The sequence below is a fragment of the Streptomyces sp. NPDC050732 genome, assembly GCF_040654255.1.
Taxonomy (GTDB): Bacteria; Actinomycetota; Actinomycetes; order Streptomycetales; family Streptomycetaceae; genus Streptomyces.
On the sequence record NZ_JBFAHP010000013.1, the window covers coordinates 1 to 14,920 of the forward strand.

15 protein-coding genes and 1 riboswitch are annotated in these 14,920 nt (G+C 73.4%); of the genes, 7 read left to right on the forward strand and 8 right to left on the reverse strand.

Translation table 11 applies throughout. The annotated features are described in order from the left end of the window. Window positions 1-151 precede the first annotated feature (151 nt). The 3 genes from AB0H82_RS13955 to AB0H82_RS13965 are packed head-to-tail and all read right to left on the reverse strand — an operon-like array spanning window position 152 to window position 3,596. The gene (locus tag AB0H82_RS13955) at window positions 152-1,684 is read right to left on the reverse strand and encodes a precorrin-2 C(20)-methyltransferase (RefSeq protein ID WP_362992229.1); all 1,533 of its coding nucleotides are present in this window, start codon (window positions 1,682-1,684) and stop codon (window positions 152-154) included. After that, a complete protein-coding gene (locus AB0H82_RS13960; RefSeq protein WP_362992512.1) occupies window positions 1,681-2,307 on the reverse strand; it encodes a precorrin-8X methylmutase in 627 nt (208 codons plus the stop codon). Before AB0H82_RS13960 ends, AB0H82_RS13955 begins: the two co-directional genes overlap by 4 nt. Before the next feature lie 11 nt (window positions 2,308-2,318). Further along, window positions 2,319-3,596 (reverse strand): cobalamin biosynthesis protein CobG, encoded by a 1,278-nt coding sequence (locus AB0H82_RS13965; protein ID WP_362992514.1) that lies wholly within the window; start codon window positions 3,594-3,596, stop codon window positions 2,319-2,321. Between the two features lie 105 nt (window positions 3,597-3,701). Then, window positions 3,702-3,840, forward strand: a riboswitch (cobalamin riboswitch). A gap of 33 nt (window positions 3,841-3,873) precedes the next feature. On the opposite strand from AB0H82_RS13965, the gene cobN reads away from it, so the two are divergent. After that, the gene (gene cobN, locus AB0H82_RS13970; RefSeq protein WP_362992231.1) at window positions 3,874-7,491 is read left to right on the forward strand and encodes a cobaltochelatase subunit CobN; all 3,618 of its coding nucleotides are present in this window, start codon (window positions 3,874-3,876) and stop codon (window positions 7,489-7,491) included. Here cobN and AB0H82_RS13975 read toward each other — a convergent pair. Next, window positions 7,443-8,732, reverse strand: coding sequence for an amidohydrolase (locus AB0H82_RS13975; RefSeq protein ID WP_362992233.1), 1,290 nt, complete (start codon window positions 8,730-8,732; stop codon window positions 7,443-7,445). The genes cobN and AB0H82_RS13975 overlap by 49 nt on opposite strands. Before the next feature lie 126 nt (window positions 8,733-8,858). On the opposite strand from AB0H82_RS13975, the gene AB0H82_RS13980 reads away from it, so the two are divergent. Continuing rightward, window positions 8,859-9,503, forward strand: a complete 645-nt coding sequence (locus AB0H82_RS13980) for a histidine phosphatase family protein (protein WP_362992235.1) — start codon at window positions 8,859-8,861, stop codon at window positions 9,501-9,503. Window positions 9,504-9,525: 22 nt separating this feature from the next. Here the strand turns inward: AB0H82_RS13980 and AB0H82_RS13985 are convergent, their stop codons facing one another. Next, a complete protein-coding gene (locus AB0H82_RS13985) occupies window positions 9,526-9,738 on the reverse strand; it encodes a hypothetical protein (RefSeq protein WP_362992237.1) in 213 nt (70 codons plus the stop codon). A 181-nt stretch (window positions 9,739-9,919) separates the two neighbouring features. Between AB0H82_RS13985 and AB0H82_RS13990 the strand changes: the two genes are divergently transcribed. After that, entirely contained in the window at window positions 9,920-10,120 is a 201-nt protein-coding gene (locus tag AB0H82_RS13990) for a hypothetical protein (RefSeq protein ID WP_362992516.1), read from the forward strand. A gap of 146 nt (window positions 10,121-10,266) precedes the next feature. Here AB0H82_RS13990 and AB0H82_RS13995 read toward each other — a convergent pair whose 3' ends face one another. Then, complete coding sequence (locus AB0H82_RS13995) at window positions 10,267-10,464, reverse strand: hypothetical protein (RefSeq protein ID WP_362992239.1); 198 nt, start codon at window positions 10,462-10,464, stop codon at window positions 10,267-10,269. 261 nt (window positions 10,465-10,725) lie between these two features. Here AB0H82_RS13995 and AB0H82_RS14000 point away from each other — a divergent pair, with 261 nt between their 5' ends. After that, window positions 10,726-11,094 (forward strand): hypothetical protein, encoded by a 369-nt coding sequence (locus AB0H82_RS14000; protein ID WP_362992240.1) that lies wholly within the window; start codon window positions 10,726-10,728, stop codon window positions 11,092-11,094. Here the strand turns inward: AB0H82_RS14000 and AB0H82_RS14005 are convergent. Further along, window positions 11,091-11,447 (reverse strand): STAS domain-containing protein, encoded by a 357-nt coding sequence (locus AB0H82_RS14005; protein WP_362992242.1) that lies wholly within the window; start codon window positions 11,445-11,447, stop codon window positions 11,091-11,093. The genes AB0H82_RS14000 and AB0H82_RS14005 overlap by 4 nt on opposite strands. A gap of 156 nt (window positions 11,448-11,603) precedes the next feature. Then, a complete protein-coding gene (locus tag AB0H82_RS14010) occupies window positions 11,604-12,344 on the reverse strand; it encodes a GAF and ANTAR domain-containing protein (RefSeq protein ID WP_362992244.1) in 741 nt (246 codons plus the stop codon). Window positions 12,345-12,634: 290 nt separating this feature from the next. Here AB0H82_RS14010 and AB0H82_RS14015 point away from each other — a divergent pair, with 290 nt between their 5' ends. From AB0H82_RS14015 to AB0H82_RS14025, 3 genes are all read left to right on the forward strand, one after another. Continuing rightward, window positions 12,635-13,375, forward strand: coding sequence for an ANTAR domain-containing protein (locus tag AB0H82_RS14015; RefSeq protein WP_362992246.1), 741 nt, complete (start codon window positions 12,635-12,637; stop codon window positions 13,373-13,375). Next, window positions 13,372-14,100, forward strand: coding sequence for a GAF and ANTAR domain-containing protein (locus AB0H82_RS14020; protein WP_362992248.1), 729 nt, complete (start codon window positions 13,372-13,374; stop codon window positions 14,098-14,100). Before AB0H82_RS14015 ends, AB0H82_RS14020 begins: the two co-directional genes overlap by 4 nt. 122 nt (window positions 14,101-14,222) lie before the next feature. Beyond that, entirely contained in the window at window positions 14,223-14,909 is a 687-nt protein-coding gene (locus AB0H82_RS14025; RefSeq protein ID WP_362992249.1) for a GAF and ANTAR domain-containing protein, read from the forward strand. The last annotated feature ends 11 nt before the right edge of the window (window positions 14,910-14,920 follow it).

Here is a 14,920-nt window from a genome sequence, read left to right on the forward strand (position 1 = left end):
GGGGGCCCTGGCCGGGGCGGGTGGTGGTGGGGGTCGGTCGTGCCCGGTCGCCCCGTCCCCCGCCCCCCTAAAAAACCGGGCCGCGCCCCGTAAGGGGCGCGGGGAACTGCGCGGTCAGCCCCCACGCACCCGCAGGTGACACACAAGAGCGTCACCCCTCGGGGGGATACCTCCGCGGTGTCCAGACGATCTGCTCCGCGCCCCCGCGCCGCCGCGACACCCGCGTCTGCGAGGAGCCGACGATCAGCAGCGTCCGCATGTCGACCTCGGCGGGGTCTAGATCACCCAGCCGCACCACCCGCACGCTCTCCTCGGGCCCGCCGACATCCCGCCCGAGGACGACCGGCGTGTCCGGCGCCCGGTGCTCCAGGAGCAGCTCACGTGCCTTGCCGACCTGCCAGGTGCGGCTGCGCGAGCCCGGGTTGTAGAGCGCGAGGACGAGATCCGCGGCGGCCGCCGCGGCAAGGCGCTCCGCGATGACCTCCCAGGGCTTGAGCCGGTCGGAGAGGGAGATCGTGGCGTAGTCGTGGCCGAGCGGGGCCCCGGCCCGGGCCGCCGCCGCGTTCGCCGCCGTCACACCGGGCAGCACCCGTACGGGAACGTCCGCGTACGCGTCCTGCGAGGCCGCCTCCAGGACCGCCGTGGCCATCGCGAAGACGCCGGGGTCGCCGCCCGACACGACGGCCACGCGGCGTCCGCGGCGCGCCAGTTCCAGGGCGAACTCGGCGCGTTCCGACTCGACGCGGTTGTCGGAGCCGTGCCGCCGTTGTCCGGGGCGGTGCGGCACGCGGTCGACGTACGTGGTGTAGCCGACGAGGTCGTCGGCGGCGGCGAGCGCGCCGCGCGTCTCGGGGGTCAGCCAGAGCGGCCCCGCGGGGCCGGTGCCGACCACGACGACCTCGCCGCGCTGCTCCGCGGGCGGTTCCGGCGCGGGCCCGCCGGTCAGCGGCGCCACCCGGCTCGGCAGCACCGCCACGGAGAAGTACGGCACCGAGTCGGGGTCCACGTCGGCGAGGCGGCCGGTGCGCTCGCCCTCCATGGTGGCGCGCTCGACGTAGCGGGCCTCGTCGAGGCGGCCCGCGCCCTCCAGGGCGCCGCGCACCTTCCCGAACGTACGGCCGAGCTTCATGACGACCGCCGAGTCCGTCGCCGCGAGGCGCGCGGCCAGCTCCTCCTCGGGGAGCGTGCCCGGCAGGATCGTGAGGATCTCCTCGGCCTCCACGAGGGGCTCGCCGAGCCGGGCCGCCGCCGCGCTCACCGAGGTGACGCCGGGGATCACCTCGGTCGGGTAGCGGTGCGCGAGGCGCTTGTGCATGTGCTGGTAGGAGCCGTAGAAGAGCGGGTCGCCCTCGGCGAGGACGGCGACGGTGCGGCCCGCGTCGAGGTGGACGGCGAGGCGGGCCGCGGCCTCCTCGTAGAACTCGTCGAGGGCGCCGCGGTAGCCGCCGGGGTGGTCGGTGGTCTCCGTCGTGACGGGGTAGACCAGCGGCTCCTCGATGTGGTCGGCCGTGAGGTGCTTCGCCGCGATGGAGCGGGCGATGGAGCGGCCGTGCCGGGCCGAGTGGTACGCGACCACGTCGGCGGACGCGATGACCTCGACGGCGCGCACGGTCATCAGGGAGGGGTCGCCGGGCCCGAGCCCGACACCGTACAGCTTCCCCGGGGCAGTGGTCTCGGTGTTCACTCCGCCTCGCTCGCAATCGCGTTGATCGCCGCCGCGGCCATCGCGCTGCCGCCGCGACGCCCCCGTACGACCAGGTACTCCAGGCCGGAGGAGTGCTCGGCCAGCGCGTCCTTGGACTCGGCGGCGCCGACGAAGCCGACCGGGATGCCGAGGACGGCGGCCGGGCGCGGCGCGCCTTCCTCGATCATCTCCAGGAGGCGGAAGAGGGCGGTGGGCGCGTTGCCGATGGCGACGACGGAGCCTTCGAGGCGGTCGCGCCAGAGTTCCATGGCGGCGGCGCTGCGGGTGGTGCCGAGCTCGGCGGCGAGGTCCGGCACCGACGGGTCGGCGAGGGTGCAGATCACGTCGTTGTCGGCGGGCAGCCGCTTGCGGGTGACGCCGCTCGCGACCATGTTCGCGTCGCAGAGGATCGGCGCGCCGTCGCGCAGCGCCTTGCGGGCGTCGGCGATCACCCGCGGGCTGTAGGCGAGATCCTTCACGAGATCGACCATCCCGCAGGCGTGGATCATCCGGACCGCGACCTGGCTGACGTCGGCGGGCAGGCCGTGGAGGTCCGCCTCCGCGCGGATGGTGGCAAAGGACTCGCGGTAGATCGCCGCGCCGTCCTTCTCGTAGTCGAACACTGTGCTCTCGCTCATCTCGTGGCCGTCGTTTTCATGGTGTTACGTGCCGTGGTGACCGTCTCGGTCAAGGTGCCGCCCGTTACGGGCACGGTCGAGCCGCCGGTGCGCACCGTCACCTCGTAGCGGTCGTCCCCGGTGGCGAGGACGTCGACCCAGTCGCCGTGCGGGTGCCCGCAGCGCCGCTCGCAGCCGGACCAGTGGACGGGGAGTCCGCCGGTGCCCGGCACGGCGTCGGCGCGGACGTCGGCGAGGGACTTGGCGCAGCCCGGGCGGCCGGTGCAGGCGCCGACGCCCAGCCAGGGCGAGTCGGGCGCGGTGACGTATCCGGCGTCGGCCAGCGCGGCCAGCCGTGCGCGGGCGGCGGCGCCGTCGGCGAAGCCGGGGAGCACGAAGCCGCGCCAGGGCGTGACCCGCAGCTCGTCGGCGGGGAGCGGGAGGAGGGCCCGCCACTGGGCGGCGCTCACGCGGCCGAGGGGCGCGTGGACCACCACCGCGCGGCCGACGACGCCCGGGGCGGGTGGCGCGGTGACCGGCGGCCGCGGGACGTCGGCGGGCGTGGCGGCGACGTCGGCCCGGGCCAGCGCGCCGGCCAGGTCCACGGCCTGCCCGGGGGGCAGTTCGCGCACGCGCCAGGCGCCGTTGCCCGCCTCGCGCGCGGCGTCGAGGAAGGCCCCGGCGGCGGCGAGCGCGGCGCGCGGGACGTCGGCCCCGGCGACCCGGAGGGCGTGCCCCCCGAGGCGTACGACCGCGGTCCCGCCCGATTCTGCGACCAAGGTCACATCGCCGCCGGGCCCGGCCACGTCCCCGCGGCCGTCGTCGAGGGCGAACAGGAAGCGGCCGGAGAGCGCTGTCGTCCACTCTTCGGCGCACAGGAGCCGGTCCAGGTCACGGGCCCACAACTGCACGTCGGCGTGGCCGAGTCCGTCGGTTCCTGCGAGCGGGGACGCCACCACGTTCCGCACCCGCTCGTGCCGCTCGGAGGGCAGCAGGCCGGCCTCCGCGAGCAGCCGGGAGAGTGCGTCGCCGCACGCGTCGCCGAGGCCGCGCAGCTCGATGTTGCCGCGCGAGGTGACGCTGAGGTTCCCGTCCGCGAGACGCTCCGCCGCGACCCCGAGCACCTCGGCCTGACGGCCCGTCAAAAGGCCGCCGGGCAGCCGGAGTCGGGCGAGGCGCCCGTCGTCCGCGAGGTGCAGTCGGAGGGCTCCGGGGCAGGCGTCGCCCCGGTCGCGTATGAGGGATTCGCCCTGGTCTGGGGATGGTGCTCGGGTGGGCGGCATGGCGGCGAGCATACCCACGCGGATCCGGCCGGTCGCCTCCCGAGACGGACCGTCCTGGCAGGTGGCCGCCCCATCGGCGGCGGCCAGGACTTACTATGCAGGCGGCGGGCTACCAAGTCCGTCGACGCCAGCGACGGCGTGGGTCCACCAGGACCCGAGGGAGGAAGCCCGGTGCGAATCCGGCGCGGTCCCGCCACTGTGAGCCCCACCCGCGTGGGGTGAGCCAGGAACTCCTGCCGTCCATACGACCACCCGGGGCGCGGACACCCCGAGGAAGGCCTGCGCCCGCATGCTTCTGCTGTTGTCGACCTCCGACACCGACCTGCTCAGCGCCCGTGCGGCGGGAGGCCCGGTCGACTACCGGTTCGCCAACCCGTCCCGCCTCGACCTCGACGGGCTGCCCGCCCTGCTCGACGGCGTCGACCTCGTCGTCGTACGCCTCCTCGGCGGCGTCCGCGCCTGGCAGGACGGCCTGGACCAGCTCATCGCCACCGGCCTCCCGGTCGTCGTGCTCACCGGTGAACAGGCACCCGACGCCCAGCTGATGGCCTCGTCGACCGTGCCGATCGGCATCGCCGCCGAGGCGCACGCCTATCTGGCGCACGGCGGCCCCGCCAACCTGGAGCAGCTGGCCCGCTTCCTCTCCGACACCGTGCTGCTCACCGGCCACGGCTTCGAGCCGCCCGCCGCCGCCCCCTCCTGGGGCCCGCTGGAGCGCACCGCCCGCGCCGGTGTCGAGGGCCCGACCGTCGCGGTGCTCTACTACCGCGCCCACCACATGAGCGGCAACACCGCCTTCGTGGACGCGCTGTGCGGTGCGATCGAGGACGCGGGCGCCCGCCCGATGCCGCTGTACGTGGCGTCGCTGCGCGCCCCGGAGCCCGAGCTGATCGACGAGCTGCGCGCCGCCGACGCCATCGTGACGACCGTCCTCGCGGCGGGCGGCACCAAGCCCGCCGAGGCCTCGGCCGGCGGCGACGACGAGTCGTGGGACGCGGGCGCGCTGACCGGCCTCGACGTGCCGATCCTCCAGGCGCTCTGCCTGACCGGGTCGCGCTCGGCGTGGGAGGAGAACGACGAGGGCGTCTCGCCGCTGGACGCCGCGAGCCAGATCGCGGTGCCGGAGTTCGACGGGCGCCTCATCACGGTTCCCTTCTCCTTCAAGGAGATCGACGAGGACGGGCTTCCCGCGTACGTGGCCGACGCCGAGCGGGCGGCCCGGGTCGCCGGCATCGCCGTACGGCACGCGCGTCTGAAGCACATCCCGGCCGCCGACAAGCGCCTCGCGCTGGTCCTCTCCGCGTACCCCACCAAGCACTCCCGCATCGGCAACGCGGTGGGTCTGGACACCCCCGCGTCCGCCGTCGCGCTGCTTCGCAGGCTCATCGCCGAGGGCTACGACTTCGGGCCCGAGGCCGAGATCCCGGGTCTCGTCTCCGGTGACGGCGATGAGCTGATCCGCGCGCTCATCGACGCGGGCGGCCACGACCAGGAGTGGCTCACCGAGGAGCAGCTCGCCGCCAACCCGGTGCGCATCCCGGCCGCCGACTACAAGCGGTGGTACGCGACGCTCCCGCAGGAGCTGCGCGACTCCGTCGAGCAGCACTGGGGGCCGCCGCCCGGCGAGATGTTCCTGGACCGCTCGCGCGTGGGCAACGGCGGTGACCCGGAGGGCGACATCGTGCTCGCCGCGCTGCGCCGCGGGAACCTCCTCATCCTCATCCAGCCGCCGCGCGGCTTCGGCGAGAACCCCATCGCGATCTACCACGACCCGGACCTGCCGCCTTCGCACCACTACCTGGCGGCGTACCGCTGGATCGCGGCGTCCGCGGCGGACGGCGGCTTCGGCGCCGACGCGATGATCCACCTCGGCAAGCACGGCAACCTGGAGTGGCTGCCCGGCAAGAACGCGGGCCTCTCCGCCGCCTGCGGCCCGGACGCCGCGCTCGGCGACCTGCCGCTGATCTACCCCTTCCTGGTCAACGACCCGGGCGAGGGCACGCAGGCCAAGCGCCGCGTGCACGCCACGCTCATCGACCACCTGGTCCCGCCGATGGACCGCGCCGACTCCTACGGCGACATCGCGCGCCTGGAACAGCTCCTCGACGAGTACGCGCAGATCAGCTCGATGGACCCGGCGAAGCTGCCGGCGATCCGCGCGCAGATCTGGACGCTCATCCAGGCCGCGAAGCTCGACCACGACCTGGGTCTTGAGGACCGTCCGGACGACGACGGCTTCGACGACTTCCTGCTGCACGTCGACGGCTGGCTCTGCGAGATCAAGGACATGCAGATCCGTGACGGTCTGCACGTGCTCGGTACCGCCCCGGCGGGCGCCGCCCGCGTCAACCTCGTCCTCGCGATCCTGCGGGCCCGCCAGATCTGGGGCGGCACGACCGCCCTGCCCGGTCTGCGCGAGGCCCTCGGTCTCGACGAGTCCGCGGCGACGCGCACCACCGCCGACGCGGCCGAGGACAAGGCCCGCGCGCTGGTCCAGGCGATGGACGACGCGGACTGGGACCTCGCCGCCGTCCCCCGCGACCAGGGTGAGCAGGTCGCCGCCGTCCTGGAGTTCGCGGCCCGCGAGGTGGTCCCGCGCCTCGCGGCCACCACCGCCGAGCTCGACCACTCCGTGCACGCCCTGAACGGCGGCTTCGTCCCCGCGGGCCCCTCGGGCTCCCCGCTGCGCGGCCTGGTCAACGTCCTGCCGACCGGCCGCAACTTCTACTCGGTCGACCCGAAGGCCGTCCCGTCCCGCCTCGCGTGGGAGACGGGCCAGGCCCTGGCCGACTCCCTCATCGAGCGGTACAGGACGGACAACGGCGAGTACCCCACCTCCGTCGGCCTCTCCCTGTGGGGCACGAGCGCGATGCGCACGGCGGGCGACGACGTCGCCGAGGCCATGGCGCTGCTCGGCGTCCGCCCGGTCTGGGACGACGCGTCGCGCCGCGTCACGGGCCTGGAGGCCATCCCGTACGAGGAGCTCGGCCGCCCCCGCATCGACGTGACGCTGCGCATCTCGGGCTTCTTCCGCGACGCGTTCCCGCACACGATCGGCCTGCTCGACGACGCGGTGCGGCTCGCCGCCTCGCTCGACGAGCCCGCCGACCAGAACTACGTACGGGCGCACGCCCAGGCCGACCTGGCCGAGCACGGCGACGAGCGCCGGGCCACCACCCGCATCTTCGGCTCGCGTCCTGGCACGTACGGCGCGGGTCTGCTCCAGCTCATCGACTCCCGCGACTGGCGCACCGACGCGGACCTCGCCGAGGTCTACACGGTGTGGGGCGGTTACGCCTACGGCCGCGGGCTCGAAGGCCGCCCGGCGCGCGCCGAGATGGAGACCGCGTACAAGCGCATCGCCGTGGCCGCGAAGAACACCGACACCCGCGAGCACGACATCGCGGACTCGGACGACTACTTCCAGTACCACGGCGGCATGGTCGCGACCGTGCGCGCGCTGCGGGGCACGGCCCCGGAGGCGTACATCGGCGACTCGACGCGCCCCGAGACGGTCCGCACCCGCACGCTGGTGGAGGAGACGAGTCGCGTCTTCCGCGCCCGTGTCGTCAACCCCAAGTGGATCGAGGCGATGCGCCGCCACGGCTACAAGGGCGCCTTCGAACTCGCCGCCACCGTGGACTACCTGTTCGGGTACGACGCCACGACGGGCGTCGTCGCCGACTGGATGTACGACAAGCTCACCGAGACGTACGTCCTGGACCCGACGAACCGGCAGTTCCTCCAGGAGGCCAACCCCTGGGCCCTGCACGGCATCGCGGAGCGCCTCCTGGAGGCGGAGTCGCGCGGCATGTGGGCCAAGCCGGACCCGGCGGTGCTCGAAGCGCTGCGGCAGGCCTACCTGGAGACCGAGGGCGACTTGGAGGACGGCGGCGACGAGGGCTGAGCCCCGAGCCAGGCGAGCGCGGCCGTCGTCAGCGCCGTGACACCGGTGGTGACGGTCGGCTCGACCAGCGGGGCGAAGAACGGCGAGTGGTTGGACGGGATGTCGCGCTCGAAGGTCCCGGCCTTCCGCGCGGCGGCCACCTCCGCCGGGTCGGCGCCGCCGAACAGCCAGTAGCAGAGCGGGACTTCGCGATTCGCGCAGGTCGCGAAGTACCCGACGTCCTCACTGCCGGTCACGGGACCCGGATCGAGGATCCGGTCCTCGCCGAGCACCGCGCCGATGGCCGCCATCGTCCTCCCGACGGCGGCCGCGTCGTTGTCGAGGACGGGGAACGCGTCGATCTCCGTGATCTCGGGCTCCCGCTCCGCCCCCGCCGTGACCGCCTCGCCCTTGACGATGCGCTCGACGGCGGCGAGGACCCGCGTGCGGACCTCGGGTGTGTACGTCCGGATGTTGATCTTCAGCTCGGCCTCGTCCGGGATGATGTTGTCCTTCGTGCCCGCCTGCAGCGAGCCGACGGTGACCACGGCCGTCTCGCCGCCCGCGATCTCCCGGGACACCACCGTCTGCAGCCGCATCACGGTCGCGGCTGCCATCACGACGGGGTCGATCGACGCCTCGGGGCGCGAGCCGTGCGCGCCCTTGCCGAACATCCGCACGCGCAGGGCGTCGGTCGCCGCGAAGGCGTGCCCCGGATGCGCCCCGATCATGCCGACGGGGAGCGGCGCGACGTGCTGCCCGAGCACGACGTCCGGGATGCCGAACCGCTCGTAGAAACCGTCCTCGACCATCGCCCGCGCGCCCTGCGCGGTCTCCTCCGCGGGCTGGAAGACCCCGACGATCCTGCCCGACCAGTCGGCGCGGGCGTCCGCGAGCAGCCGCAGCGCGCCCAGCAGACAGGTGACGTGCATGTCGTGGCCGCAGGCGTGCATCACACCGTCGTTGACGGACGCGTACGGCAGCCCGGTGCGCTCCGTCACGGGCAGCGCGTCGAAGTCGGCGCGCAGCAGGACGGTCGGGCCCTCGCCGTTCGCCAGGACGGCGACCACACCGGTGCGGCCGACGCCGGTCGTGACCTCGTACCCGTACGAGGCAGCGCGACGGGCGACCTCGGCGGCGGTGCGGTGTTCCTCGAAGGACAGCTCGGGGTGGGCGTGCAGATCGCGGTAGAGATCGCCGAGCTCCCCCTTGATGGCGTCGAGGCCCCGCAGGGCGGAGGCGTTCCGTTCGGCGGCGGTCATGTCACGCTCCTCGTCTGTCGTACTCCCGCCACCCTACGTACGACGTTCCCGGGACGCCCGGAACCGGTCACCCTGCGCGCACGTCACCCCTGTCAGCACCGAAGATCGGAAAGGGACCGCCGCGCCATGACCACATCACGCTCGACCGCCCCCTACACCACGCGTCACCTCTACATCGCCCGGCACGGCGAGGCCACGCCGGACGAGAGCGGGCTGACGGAGGGCGGCCTCAGACAGGCGGTGCTCCTCGGCGAGCGACTCCGGAGCGTGCCCCTCTCGGCGATCCACCACGGCCCGCTCCCCCGCGCCGAACAGACGGCCCGCCTGGTGGCCGACCGGCTGAACGGCGCCGTCCCCCTGCACCCCTCGGCCCCGGCGGGCGACTACCTCCCCCACATCCCGCACCCCGACGAACTGCCGCCCGAGACGGCCGACGCGACGCTGGCACGCCTGGCCGAGTTCCCTGAGGCCGAGCGCCTGGACGGCCCCTCCCTGGCCCGAGAGGCCCTCGCCCGCTTCACCGGCCCGGTCCCCGGCGACGAGCCGCGCCACGAACTGCTCGTCACCCACAACTTCCTGATCGGCTGGCTGGTCCGCGCCGCACTGGAGGCCCCACCGGCGCGCTGGCTCGGCCTCAACCACTGCAACGCGGCCCTGACGGTCATCCGCTACGCCCCGGGCCGCCCCGCCGCCCTGGTGTTCTACAACGACATGCGCCACCTCCCCGAGGAACTGCGCTGGACCGGCTTCCCCCCTGAGCTCCGCGCCTGAGCTCCGCGCCTGAGCACGCCCGTCACGGCGCGTTCGGCAGCACGATGTTGTTGATCAGCGGCCCCTCGACGGACACCCCCTCGTTGATCAGCGTGTCGACGACGGGCAGCGGAATGGGATTCGCCGAAACCGCGGCACCGCCCGGTGAGGCGACGGCGGTTGCGCCAGGGAGGGCGACCCCACCCACGAGCGCGACGGCAAGGGCGGCGATGGCAACGGCGTGCCGAGACGACATACAACAGCCTTCCTGCGTACGGCGGTTGGAGACGAACCGAGAAGCGGGCGACAACCCGTTCGTATGATCGTCGGTGACTTCCTGCCCGCGCCGGGGTTACACAGGGCGAACGGGCCGTGCTCGACGGCCCGGACGCGCACGTTTCAAGGAGGCCGCAGTGAACGGCAGTTGGGCCCGGAAGATGACCCGTTGGGCACTGGTCGCGGCGGTGACGGCCACGCCGGCCGTCCTGTGCTCCGGCACGGCACACGCCGACGAGGAGAACCACCACGCGCACAACGGCCCCAGGGTCGGGCTGATCAACACCGGCCAGATCGACGACCCGCTGGAAGACGTGCTGGAGCACACCCTGAACTTCGGCGACGGCTACCGCTGGGGCTGACGGCCCGGGCACCCCGAACACCAGGACGCGGGCGCGCCACGCCCCGAGCACCGCTCCCCGAGCGCCACGTCACGGGCGCCGACCCGCACTTGCGCGCCCCGGCCCGGGAAACGCAAGTGCGGTGCGGGTGCGGGCGGGCGCTCAGCTCACGGCGCGAGGCACGCCGCGCCCGGGACCTCCGCGGGGACGCCGGGGCTCGCCGGGTCGATGAGCGACGTGACGTCCCCGGCTGCCTGCGCCAGGCAGTCGACGGTCGCGACGGGGTCCGGCACGGCGCTCGCGGGCGCCGCGAGGACTCCCAGCAACGCGACGGCACCGAGGATGACGGCGGCGGTACGGCGCATGTGAACTCTCCTTCATGTCAACGGAGTTGCCTCCGGCTCGACGATCGGCGCGAGCCGCTCCGTGCCTCCCCAACCCCCGAACCCGATACGCCCCATATCACCCGTACGTGAAAGAAGTAACGATTCACCTGCTGTCCCGGGTCCGGGTATCGCGTTGACACGGGCCGCCGCCGGACGTTGACTGACTGCACGGCGCAGAGCCATGTCGCTACGGAACGCCGGCCAGGAACGGGCCCGCCGAGAAGACCGAACAACGCCTACATGCGGACGGAAGCGGCACCGATGATGTACGACCAGAGACGCGCCCAGCAGCCCGCGGACCAGCCGCGGGACCGTACCGAACCCGCCGCGGCGGGCTCCGGGCCGCTGCTGCCCGCGGACGAGCGCGACAGGATCATCCGGCGCCTCGGCCACGCCATCAACACCTTCGCCGACACCCCGCGCGACGCGCTGGAGGAGGCGGACGCCGCTCTGGACGAGACCTCCGCCCTGCTGACGGAGTCCATCGCGGAATTGCGGCGCGCACTGCGCGCGGACTGGCAGGAACAGGACCCCGGCACGGAGGCCGTCGAACTCCGGCTCGCACTGCGGCAGTACCGAGAGATCACCCAACGGCTGCTGCGCCTCTAGGCCACTGTCCGGGGTGCCGGTGGCGGGAGACGGTCCAGGATCTCGAAGTGCAGCCGCAGGCTCGGGTGGCGGAGCAGCCGGAGGGTGATCGACTGCGTGCAGATCAGGCGCAGCCGCCCGCCCTGTCTGGCACGGGCACGGGTCAGCACCCGTACGCCGGAACCGTCCATGAACGTGACCTGACGCAGGTCGATCAGCAGCCCGGCGCCGTGCGCTGTCGTCAGTGTGTCGAGGTACGAGGTGATGGCGGGCGCGGTGGAGACATCGATCTCCCCCCGCAGGCTGACCACGAGGTCGCGTCCATGCGCGTGCACGGACTCGACGCAGGACGTCGTGGGCGTCGAAGACGACATGACCCTCATTTGGCTGAGTGCGGTGCGTCCCTGGGGACCGGACGCCAACGGGGTCTGGGCCGGCGCTTCACGGTAATGGCCGGGAAGCGCCTGTCGCGACACTTCGGTCGATCGTCTGCGGCGCCCGCCCGGCACCTGCTAATGGGTCCACCGGGCCTAGAGGGCGTCCGTGGGGCCGGAGGGGGGTGCGTCGGGGAGGGTGAGGCCCTCGTGGACGATGGCGTGGGCGAGGGCCGTCAGGTCCATCTGCCGGGCGTGGGCGTGGGCCCGCAGCAGGGCCAGGGCCTGGCTGCCGGTGAGCGAGTGGCGGTAGCTGATCATGCCGATGGCCTGGTGGACCGTCGCGTCGACGGGCAGCAGCCAGGCGGTGGCGAGGTCGTCCTCGCCCGGCAGGGGCGCCGCGAGCAGCAGGAGGTCGGCGGCGTCGGCGTGGTCCTGCGCGGTGTGCAGGTCGGCGTCGGAGATCGGGCCGGGACGGTGCCGGTAGAGGCAGAGGACGAGACCGGCCTGCCGTGCCGGGTCGCTGCCGTTGAGGACGGGCAGGGCGAAGACCGCGCGGATGTGATGGGCCTTGGCGTCGTGGGCGTAGAACGGCCACTCGCGGGTGACCTCCGGGTCGTCGAGGTCGTCGGCGAGGACCTGGACGCGCCGGCTCAGGGCCTGTACGCACGGCCCCTCTCCGAGGTTGATCTGCAGCGCCTCGCCCTGGGCGGCCAGCGGGCCGACGGCACACAGCGACACCCGCTGCGCCAGGGCGGCGTCGACCGCCAGCGTCAGACCCACCGAATAGGTGCCGTGCAGGGCCGAACGGCACGACGCGCCGATGCGGCCCGCCGGGTCGGCGTGGCCCGTGTGCCGGGCGGCGAGGACCACGGCCGCCGGCCGTGGGGCGGTCATCGGATTCTCGATGCGGAATCGTGCGGACGAGCCGCCCCGTGGTGCGCGGGCATCTTGGCATCCGATCTCCGGCATTCACCGCCGATGCTGCCCCGATCGGAAGCCAATGTCAGGGGGGAGGGCGGCGTTCGCCTGCGGGCAGCTGTGTCTTCACCCTACGCCCGTTGCGGGCCCGCCACAGCGTCCGGCGCCCGCGTCCGCCGGACTGTCCCTAGACTGAACCTGTCCGGAGCGCGCCCCCGCACCGCAGGGGTGCTCCTCAAGGCGGCCGCATCGGGAGGTGAAGAGCTGTGGGCACCGACGATCTGGCCACCGTACTGGGCAGCCTGCGTCCCTCCTACGGCGATGCGGGGCTGATCGGTGCCGATCCGCAGCTGTGCGCACAGATCCTGCGGGTGGACGGCATCGCCGTCTCCGCGACGACGGACAGCGGGCTGAGCGAACTGCTGTGGTCCACCGCGGGCCCCAGCGCCCGTCTTGAGGACCTGCAGTTCACCCTGGGTCAGGGACCGGGGCTCGACGTGACCGCCTCCGTCGCGCCCGTCCTCGTACCGGACCTGTCGTCCGTGCCGGCCGACCGCTGGCCCGCGCTGTTGCCGGAGGCCACGGCGCTGGGCATCGGCGCGATCTTCTGCTTTCCGCTGTCCCTCGGCTCCGCCTGCCTGGGCACCATGACCCTGCAGCGCGGGACGCCCGGTCCGATCGCGGACGCCACCATGCTGGACGTCTCGCTCGTGGCCAACGCCCTGGTCGCCCTCCTCCTCGACGGCGGTCCGCGGCAGACCTCCTTCGCCGACGCCGACGACGCCTCGGACTTCTACCGGGCCGCCGTGCACCAGGCCAGCGGCATGATCAGTGTGCAGGCCGGGACCTCCCTGGCCCAGGCTCTCCTCCTGCTGCGCGCCCACGCCTACCGGCACGGGCGGCCCGTGGTGGAGGTCGCCGAAGACGTGGTAGCCAGACGGCTGAGCTTCCAGAATGATGAGAACGGGCCGGACACACCTGCCGGCGAAGGGACTGAAGGGCCATGACACGTGAAGAGCAACTGCTGGCAGCAATGGTCGAGGCCGTAGACACCCTCGTCGACGACTTCGACCTGATCGACTTCCTGCACCAGCTGTGCGACCGGTGCAACGAGTTGCTCGACGTCTCTGCCGTCGGCGTCATGCTCGCCGACCCCACCGGCGGTCTGCAACTGATCGCCGCGTCCGACGAGCACACCCGCCTGCTGGAACTCTTCTCGATCCAGAGCGACCAGGGGCCCTGCGTGGAGTGCTTCCACAGCGGCACCGCCCAGCTCAACATCGCCCTGACCTCGCCGGTGCAGACAGCGAACTTCCCGCGCTTCGCGGAGCGCGCCCGCCAGGACGGCTTCGTCACCACCCACGCCCTGCCGATGCGCATGCGGCAGCAGGTCGTCGGGGCGCTGAACCTCTTCGACACCCGCGACCAGAAGCTCAGCCGACGTGACGCGGGGGTGGCGCAGGCACTGGCCGATGTGGCGACCATCGCCATCCTGCAGCACCGCACCATCGTGCACGGCAACGTCGAGCGGACCCAGCTGCGGGCCGCGCTGTCGAGCCGCATCGTCATCGAGCAGGCCAAGGGAATACTGTCCGAACGCTGGCAGGCCAGCCTCGACGAGTCGTTCGACGCCCTGCGCCGGCACGCCCGCAGCCACCAGCAGTCCCTGACCGAGCTGTGCCGTCAGCTCATCGACGGCTCCCTCGACACCTCCGCCATCCAACGCCGCTGACCGGACGCTCCACCGCACGCCCCGGCCCCACCCGTCCAGCCCCATATATCCGCCCCGGCCCCCGGCGGAAGGATGTGTCCCTTCGCCGCCTGCCCGGCACCTACCCGTCGTAGGGACGCCTCGTGAACCAGGACCACCACGCCGCGGCCTGGCAGCGCATCAGCGCCGCCGCCGACACCCCCACGCTCGTCACCGCCTGCCGGGCCTGTGCCGACGACCTGGGAGCCGACTTCGCCGGCGTCAGCCTCGTGACCGCCGGTGAACTGCGCCTGATGGGCGCGGCCACCGATGAGCGCGCCCGGCTGGTGGAGGACGCCCAGCTGGTCACCGGGGAGGGACCGTGCACCGAAGCCTTCACCCAGCGTGCCCCCGTCGAAGTGCCCGACCTGCACCACGCGGCCGACCGATGGCCCGCCTACACCCCCACCGCTTGCGAACAGGGCGCTCGTAGCGTCCTTGCGCTGCCCCTCGCCATCGGCACGCTCGCCATCGGCGCCCTGGACCTCTACCGCTGCGCCCCCACCCGGTTCACCCCCGCGCAGCAGGAGCGGGCCGAGGCCTACGCAGGCATCCTGGCCGTCCTCGCCCTGTACGAGCACCCCCACCTGCTCACCACCCGGACCCAGCTGACCCGGAGCGGCCCGCAGGGCTACCCGCCCACCGTCCACATGGCCGCCGGCGTCCTCGCCGCCAAGTACGGGCTCAGCCCCGACGACGCCCTGGCCCGCCTGCGGGCGCACTCCTTCCGGAACGACCAGCCCCTGCTGCGCACCGCCGAGCACGTCCTCGACCACCAGCGGCTCGACTGACCGGTTTCTCC

Excerpts from the sequence above, each read along its gene's own strand:
- AB0H82_RS13980 (WP_362992235.1), top strand. The coding sequence starts at position 8,859 with ATGACCACATCACGCTCGACCGCCCCCTACACCACGCGTCACCTCTAC.
- AB0H82_RS14005 (WP_362992242.1), bottom strand. The coding sequence starts at position 11,447 with ATGTCGTCTTCGACGCCCACGACGTCCTGCGTCGAGTCCGTGCACGCG.
- AB0H82_RS14000 (WP_362992240.1), top strand. The coding sequence starts at position 10,726 with ATGCGGACGGAAGCGGCACCGATGATGTACGACCAGAGACGCGCCCAG.
- AB0H82_RS13995 (WP_362992239.1), bottom strand. The coding sequence starts at position 10,464 with ATGCGCCGTACCGCCGCCGTCATCCTCGGTGCCGTCGCGTTGCTGGGA.
- cobN (WP_362992231.1), top strand. The coding sequence starts at position 3,874 with ATGCTTCTGCTGTTGTCGACCTCCGACACCGACCTGCTCAGCGCCCGT.
- AB0H82_RS13990 (WP_362992516.1), top strand. The coding sequence starts at position 9,920 with ATGACCCGTTGGGCACTGGTCGCGGCGGTGACGGCCACGCCGGCCGTC.
- AB0H82_RS13975 (WP_362992233.1), bottom strand. The coding sequence starts at position 8,732 with ATGACCGCCGCCGAACGGAACGCCTCCGCCCTGCGGGGCCTCGACGCC.
- AB0H82_RS13965 (WP_362992514.1), bottom strand. The coding sequence starts at position 3,596 with ATGCTCGCCGCCATGCCGCCCACCCGAGCACCATCCCCAGACCAGGGC.
- AB0H82_RS13985 (WP_362992237.1), bottom strand. The coding sequence starts at position 9,738 with ATGTCGTCTCGGCACGCCGTTGCCATCGCCGCCCTTGCCGTCGCGCTC.
- AB0H82_RS14010 (WP_362992244.1), bottom strand. The coding sequence starts at position 12,344 with ATGACCGCCCCACGGCCGGCGGCCGTGGTCCTCGCCGCCCGGCACACG.
- AB0H82_RS14020 (WP_362992248.1), top strand. The coding sequence starts at position 13,372 with ATGACACGTGAAGAGCAACTGCTGGCAGCAATGGTCGAGGCCGTAGAC.